The sequence below is a fragment of the Pseudonocardia sp. SID8383 genome, from assembly GCF_009864975.1.
In the GTDB taxonomy this organism is placed as follows: Bacteria; Actinomycetota; Actinomycetes; order Mycobacteriales; family Pseudonocardiaceae; genus Pseudonocardia; species Pseudonocardia alni.
The window spans coordinates 1-5,025 of the sequence record NZ_WWFY01000755.1; the positions used below are offsets into that span (position 1 = coordinate 1).

7 protein-coding genes are annotated in these 5,025 nt (G+C 75.7%); 4 read left to right on the forward strand and 3 right to left on the reverse strand.

The window, feature by feature from the left end; translation table 11 throughout:
• Positions 1-676, forward strand: a 676-nt coding sequence (locus tag GTW08_RS18260) for an ATP-binding protein (protein ID WP_161152269.1), incomplete at its 5' end; no start/stop codon positions are given.
• A gap of 21 nt (positions 677-697) precedes the next feature.
• Here GTW08_RS18260 and GTW08_RS18265 read toward each other — a convergent pair.
• The gene (locus tag GTW08_RS18265) at positions 698-1,465 is read right to left on the reverse strand and encodes a PIG-L deacetylase family protein (RefSeq protein ID WP_253069497.1); all 768 of its coding nucleotides are present in this window, start codon (positions 1,463-1,465) and stop codon (positions 698-700) included.
• Between the two features lie 14 nt (positions 1,466-1,479).
• A complete protein-coding gene (locus tag GTW08_RS18270; protein ID WP_139282750.1) occupies positions 1,480-1,902 on the reverse strand; it encodes a DUF1772 domain-containing protein in 423 nt (140 codons plus the stop codon).
• A gap of 49 nt (positions 1,903-1,951) precedes the next feature.
• Between GTW08_RS18270 and GTW08_RS18275 the strand changes: the two genes are divergently transcribed.
• Positions 1,952-3,115, forward strand: a complete 1,164-nt coding sequence (locus tag GTW08_RS18275; RefSeq protein ID WP_073575009.1) for an SGNH/GDSL hydrolase family protein — start codon at positions 1,952-1,954, stop codon at positions 3,113-3,115.
• Positions 3,116-3,142: 27 nt separating this feature from the next.
• Here the strand turns inward: GTW08_RS18275 and GTW08_RS18280 are convergent, their stop codons facing one another.
• The gene (locus GTW08_RS18280) at positions 3,143-3,820 is read right to left on the reverse strand and encodes a DUF4190 domain-containing protein (protein WP_083658329.1); all 678 of its coding nucleotides are present in this window, start codon (positions 3,818-3,820) and stop codon (positions 3,143-3,145) included.
• Positions 3,821-4,002: 182 nt separating this feature from the next.
• Between GTW08_RS18280 and GTW08_RS18285 the strand changes: the two genes are divergently transcribed.
• Both GTW08_RS18285 and GTW08_RS31125 read left to right on the forward strand, forming a co-directional pair.
• Positions 4,003-4,680 (forward strand): maleylpyruvate isomerase family mycothiol-dependent enzyme, encoded by a 678-nt coding sequence (locus GTW08_RS18285; protein WP_304580081.1) that lies wholly within the window; start codon positions 4,003-4,005, stop codon positions 4,678-4,680.
• Between the two features lie 70 nt (positions 4,681-4,750).
• A partial coding sequence (locus tag GTW08_RS31125; RefSeq protein ID WP_202417356.1) for a hypothetical protein occupies positions 4,751-5,025 on the forward strand: 275 nt, incomplete at its 3' end.

Genomic DNA, 5,025 nt, shown 5'->3' on the forward strand with positions numbered 1-5,025 from the left:
CGCCCGCCACCGCGGCGTCGCGGGGCCGGTGACCGTCGTCGTCGAGCACTCCGCGGATCTCGACGACCCGCGCGGCGCCTACTGGGGCGAGGTCGAGGCGGCCGCGGCGCTCGCCCTGGCCGACCTGCCGCTGCGGCTGCTCTGCTTCTTCCCGGCCGACCTGCCCGGTCCCGTCGCCGAGGTCGTGCGGCGCGCGCACCCGTTCGTCCTCGACGACGGCAGGCCCGTCCCGACCGGGGTCGACACCGACCCGCGCCGGCTGCTCGACGGCCTCGGCGCCCCGGTGCCCACCGAGCTCGGCGCACCCGCACGGGAGTTCCGCTTCGACGCCACGCAGCTGCGCGACGTGCGCCGCGCCGTCGACGAGGCACTGCGCGGCCAGGGGTTCACCGACAGCCGCGCGGAGGACGTCACCGTCGCGGTCAACGAGGTCGCCACCAACGCCGTCCACCACGGGACGCACACGGCGCGGCTCATGCTGTGGACGCCCGAGCAGGATGTCGTCTGCGAGGTCCACGACGGCGGCCGGCTCGCCGACCCGCTGCCCGGCCTGACCCCGCCGGACCCGGGTCACGCGCACGGGCGCGGGATCTGGATCGCCCGCCAGCTCTGCGACCTGCTGCACGTCTGGGGCGACGACGCGGGCACCCACGTCCGCATCCGCGCCGCCGCCTGAGCGCACCCGGACCCGGGGGCCTCAGCGCGTGTCGAGCGCGTGGAAGGACTCCACCAGCCGACCGGACGGGAACCCGGCCCGCTTCGCCAGCGACCCGGACCACTGCCCGATCATGTCCTCCAGGCCGGTCATGTGCGCGGTCTGGCTCGCGTGCGCGCGCAGCGCCGCGATCTTCACGTCGATCGTGTCGGTGATGTCGACGTGTCGTGCCCCCTCGGGGTCGTCGGCCGGGGCCGGACCCAGGACCCACACCTCGCCGACCGTGTGCGCCTCGTACCCGGCCTCGGCCAGCTCGGGGAAGGCGTAGGGGTTGCGCGCGTCGGGGTAGACCGCGCAGAGGGCCGCCTCGCCGGTCGCGGTGTGGTCGGGGTGGCTGCCGTACATGCTGCGCAGATCGCGCACCGGCTGCGGGACGACGACCCGGTCCGGACGGACCTGCCGGATCACCCGGGCCAGGTCCCGGCGCAGCTCCAGGGTGACGGTCAGCCGCCCGTCGGGGTGGCCGAGGAACACCAGGTCGGTGACGCCGGCCTCGGCGGCCGCGGCGGTCTGCTCGGCCCGGCGGATGCCCGCGATGTCGCTGCGCGGCACGGCCGGGTCGAAGCCGCCCGCGTCGCCGTCGGTCACCAGGCAGTAGGTCACCGCGACCCCGGCCGCGGTCCACACCGCGACGGTGCCGCTGCAGGAGAAGTCGATGTCGTCGGGGTGCGCGGCGATCACCAGCACGCGCTCCACCCCGGTGTGCGCGCGGTCGTCGGCCGCCGTGCGCTCGTCCTCGGTCGCAGTCACCCGGCCATCCTGGGTCACGCGCCGGAGGCGGTCACCAGCAGGACCCCCACCACGGACCCGGCCGACCACACGAGCGCACGGACCAGGTTGACCCGCAGCAGCCGACGCAGGTCCCCCGGGTGCGCGGCCGGGTCGAGCCGGCCGTGCAGCGACACCGCGGGCAGGGTCACCGCGACGCCCGCGGCGGCCGCCACCGCGGTCACCCACACCAGCGGCTCGCCGGGCGCGAGGACCAGCAGCGCCGCCGTCGCGAGCCCCTGCGCGACCCACGGCGGCCCGACGACGATCGTGACCGCCCGGCTGTGCGCGGCGTGGTAGCGGGCCCAGGACCCGGCCGGGACCAGCGCGAACGCCGGGTAGACCACCACCTGCACGGTCCAGGCGATCCCGGCCAGCAGGACGGTCGCGACGGTCTGGACGACGGCGACGATCAGCACCGTCCGATTCTCGGGTGAACCGGCGCCGCGCGCGTGCCAGGCTGCCGGGGTGATCACCACCGCGATCGGGCCCGAGCTGCTGCACGGCGTCCTCGACGCCGTCGACGGCGAACGGGGCCTGCTCCCGCAGCGGCTGCCCGCCACCGCCCGGGCCCGCAACACCGACCCGCAGCTGGCCGGCGCGCAGAGCCAGCCGTCCGGGGTACGCGTCGTGTTCCGCACCGCCGCGCGGACCGTCGAGCTGGAGACCCTGCGCACCCGGATCGGTCTCGTCGGTGCCCCGCTGCGGCCCGACGGCGCCTACGACCTGCTCGTCGACGGCCGGCCGGCGGGCAGCGCCACGACCTCCGGCGGGAAGCTCCTGATGACCGATCCGGCGACGGGGGAGGTCACGGTCACCGACGGCCCACCCGGCCCGGTGCGGTTCACCCTGCCCGGCCGCGACGCGCTCGTGGAGATCTGGCTGCCGCACAACGAGATCACCGAGGTCGTCGCGCTGCGCACCGACGCGCCGGTCGCCGTCGTCCCGACCGGTGGGCGCCCGGTGTGGCTGCACCACGGCAGCTCGATCAGCCAGGGCAGCAACGCCGCGGGGCCCAGCACCACCTGGCCCGCGCTCGCCGCCCGCACCGCCGGGGTCGAACTGGTCAACCTGGGGTTCTCCGGCAGCGCGATGCTGGACCCGTTCGTCGCCCGCACACTGCGCGACACCCCCGCCGCCATGATCAGCATCAAGATCGGGATCAACATCGTCAACGCCGACCTGATGCGCCGACGGGCCTTCGCGCCCGCCGTGCACGGGTTCCTCGACACGATCCGCGACGGGCACCCCGACACCCCGCTGCTGGTGGTGTCCCCGGTGCTGTGCCCGATCCACGAGCACACCCCGGGCCCGGGCGCGCCGGAGGTCGTCGACGGGCGGCTGCGGTTCCGCGCGACCGGCGACCCGGCCGAGGTGGCGGCGGGGAAGCTGACGCTGTCGGTGATCCGCGAGGAGCTGGCCCGGATCGTGGCCGTGCGCGCCCCGGAGGACCCGGCGCTGTCCCACCTCGACGGCCGTGAGCTCTACGGCGACGCCGACGCGGCCGAGCTGCCGCTGCCCGACCGGCTGCACCCGTGTCCCGAGGCGCACCTGCGGATGGGGGAGCGGTTCGCCCGGCTGGTGTTCGGTGCGGGGGGTGCGTTCCACGCCGCGGGCCCGCGTGACCGGTGACCGGCCACGGGGCCCGCGGGCGCGGGCTCAGTTGCCGTCCTGGTCCAGCTGCCCCTGGAGGCGGTCCTCGAAGTCCTGCTGGCACTGCGCGATCGCGGACTGGTCGGTGCCCGCCTGCTGCACGCAGCTGACGTACTCGTCCCCGCCGACCTGGTTGAACACGCTGAGACCGAAGGCGACGACGGCGATCGCGATGACGATGCCGACCAGGCCGAGCACGAGCCCGGTGATCGCGACCCCGCGGTTGGTGGCGGCGCCCTTGGACGCCCGGCTGATCCCGACGATGCCGAGCGCGACCGCGACGACACCGAACAGGGCGCCGACCAGGAAGAACCCGAGCAGCACGGCGAGGATGCCGAGCACCAGCGCGGCGATCCCGATGCCGTTGCGCGGCGGTGTCGTGGGCGCCCCGCCCTGCGGCCACCCCGGCGGCCCGGCGGGCGGACGGTCCGGGTAGGCGGCCGGGTCGTGGCCCTGCGCGCCGTAGGGCTGCTGCCCGTACTGCTGCTGCCCGTACTGCTGCTGACCGTAGGGCTGCTCCCCGTACTGCGGCTGCTGACCGTACGGCTGCTGCCCGTACTGCTGACCGGGCTGCTCGCCGTACTGCTGCCCGCCGTAGGGCTGGTTCTGCTGCGTCGGCTGGTCCAGGTTGTTCGGGTCCTGCGGGTCCCCGGGGCGACCCGGGTACGGGGGTGGGCTGCTCACGCTCGTCCTCTCCTCACCGACTCACCGGGTGGTCCCCGGTGCCGGCGGTGCCGCCCGGCGGAGCCGCCGTGACCGGCGTCGCCGTCGTGTCCGGTTCGATGATCCCCAGGTGCCCGGGCTCGGTCCAGGCAAAACACCCATGGGGCGGCGCGGGAGCCCCGGTCGTGATGGGATCGGTGCCCGTGAGCGGTATCGACGAGATCGAGGAGTGGACCCGGGCGCAACGCCGGGTCATCGACCTGGTGCGGGACCTGCCGCCCGAGCGCTCGGAGCTGACGGTCCCGTCCTGCCCGGACTGGACGGTGCGCGACCTGTTCTCGCACATGGTCGGCCTGGGTGCGGACGTGGTGCGCGGCGACGAGCCCGACGACCACAACGAGGAGTGGACGGACCGGCAGGTGCGGGCGCGGCGTGACCACGACGTGGCGGCACTCGTCGCGGAGTGGGAGTCGCTGACCGGCCCGCTGCGCGACTGGATGGCGACCCACAACACCCGCCCGCTCGGCGACGTGATCATCCACGAGCAGGACCTGCGCGGTGCCCTGCGCGAGCCCGGCGGGCAGCACACCCCGGGTCTCTACGCGGTCATGGACACGTTCCTGGGCCGGTTCGCCGGCGCGGTCGGGGACCGGATGCCGATCGCCCTGGTCGGCGACGGCCGCCGCTGGGTGTCCGCGGGCGACGAGGCGGGGGCCGCGGTCGTCGTGCGGGCCCCGGACTTCGACCTGGCCCGTGCCCTGGTCACCCGCCGGTCGGCGGCGCAGCTGCGCGCCTGGACCGAGCGCGGCGACGTCGAGCCCTACCTGGACGCGTTCGCCCTGCTCGGGCCGCTGCCCGACACCGACCTCACGGAGTCCTGACCACGGTCGTCACCGGATTGTCAGCACCGTCGAGGTGACACGGTCCTGACAGTGGGTCCAGACTGGGCGGGTGAGCGTGCACCCCACCCACCCCGTCCCCGCCCTCGACGACGCACTGACCGGGCGCGCCGTCGAGCGCGTCCGCCGCTGGACCGAGCGCACCGGTACCGCCCCGTCGTCGGGCTCCGGCCGCGGAGCGGACCCGACGCAGCGGCTGGCCGCGCTGATGCACGACCCCGCCGGGGTCGACTTCACGCTGCGCTTCGTCGACCGCGTCGCCCGCCCCGCCGACGACCGGGTCGCGGCCCGTGAGCTGGCCCGGCTCGCCGGGGCGGGCGCCGCACT